The sequence below is a fragment of the Brevundimonas sp. 2YAF1 genome (genome assembly GCF_052114745.1).
Lineage (GTDB): Bacteria > Pseudomonadota > Alphaproteobacteria > Caulobacterales > Caulobacteraceae > Brevundimonas.
On record NZ_JBFRFI010000020.1, the window covers coordinates 1 to 1,224 of the forward strand.

Below are 1,224 nucleotides of genomic sequence, written 5' to 3' on the forward strand. Positions count from 1 at the left end.
GGGCTCAACCGGTGAACGCAACACGCTAACTTTTCTTCGGAGATGGAGCGTGGGCGATGAAGCAGCGGCGGCGGATCTATTACTCGGCGGCCCAGCGGGCTGAAATCTGGGATCGCTGGAAGGCGGGCGAGTCGATGAGTTCTATCGGGCGACGGTTTGATCGAGAGTCCTCGTCGGTGTTCTCGGTGCTTTCGCCTACGGGCGGCATCCGACCTCCGGACCGGACCCGAGCATCACGGGCGATCAGCCTCGGCGAGCGGGAGGAGATATCGCGCGGGCTGAGCACCCGCTGCTCGCTGCGCGAGATCGCTCGGCTGCTGGGTCGATCGCCCTCGACGATCAGTCGCGAGGTCCTGCGCAACGGCGGGCCGGAACGGTATCGGGCGACACGGTCCGATCAGGCGGCGTGGGATCGGGCCTTGCGTCCGAAGCGGTGCAAGCTGGCTTGCCGACCCTCCCTGGCCCGGACAGTATCGGCCAAGCTGCGGCGGAAATGGTCGCCCGAGCAGATCGCCGGTTGGCTCAAGCGCACCTGGCCCGGGGAGCCGCAGAACCAAGTGTCGCACGAAACCATCTATCGCAGCCTGTTCATCCAGACCCGAGGCGTCCTGAAAAAGGAACTGCTTGAATACCTTAGGGCGCGACGAACGATCCGGCGTTCCAGGCACGCGTCGCTGAAACGGAACGGCCTGGGCCAGATCAAGGACGCGGTCTCCATCAGCGAAAGGCCCGCCTGCGTTGAGGATCGCGCCGTTCCCGGCCACTGGGAAGGCGACCTGGTCGGCGGCTCCCGCAACAGCTACGTCGCGACCCTGGTCGAGCGCCACTCGCGCTACGTGATGCTGGTCAAGGTCGCCAACAAGGATACCGAAAGCGTCGTCACCGCGCTGATCAAACAGTCCAGGAAACTGCCGGGCGAACTCTATCAGTCCCTGACCTGGGACCGGGGCAAGGAGCTGGCCGATCACAAGCGGCTGGCCGTCGCCTCGGACGTCGCGGTCTACTTCTGCGATCCTCGATCACCGTGGCAGCGCGGCTCGAACGAGAACACCAACCGGCTTCTGCGCCAATACCTGCCCCACGGAACCGACCTGTCCCTCCACAGCCAGGCCCAGCTCAGCGCCATCGCACGCCAGCTCAACGAACGGCCAAGAAAGACCTTGCTCTATCGGACGCCAGCGGAGACCTTCGCTGCGTGTGTTGCAGCGATCAGTTGAGCCCACC

The 1,224-nt window shown here is 65.0% G+C and carries 1 protein-coding gene; it reads left to right on the plus strand.

Annotated elements, in window-relative coordinates; all coding sequences use genetic code 11:
- The first annotated feature begins 56 nt into the window (after positions 1-56).
- On the plus strand, positions 57-1,217 hold the full coding sequence (locus AB4Y68_RS14450; RefSeq protein WP_441456449.1) for an IS30 family transposase: 1,161 nt from the start codon (positions 57-59) through the stop codon (positions 1,215-1,217).
- Positions 1,218-1,224: the final 7 nt, after the last annotated feature.

Bases quoted from the DNA above. Each gene is read 5' to 3' on its own strand.
- AB4Y68_RS14450 (WP_441456449.1), top strand. From the start codon at position 57: ATGAAGCAGCGGCGGCGGATCTATTACTCGGCGGCCCAGCGGGCTGAA.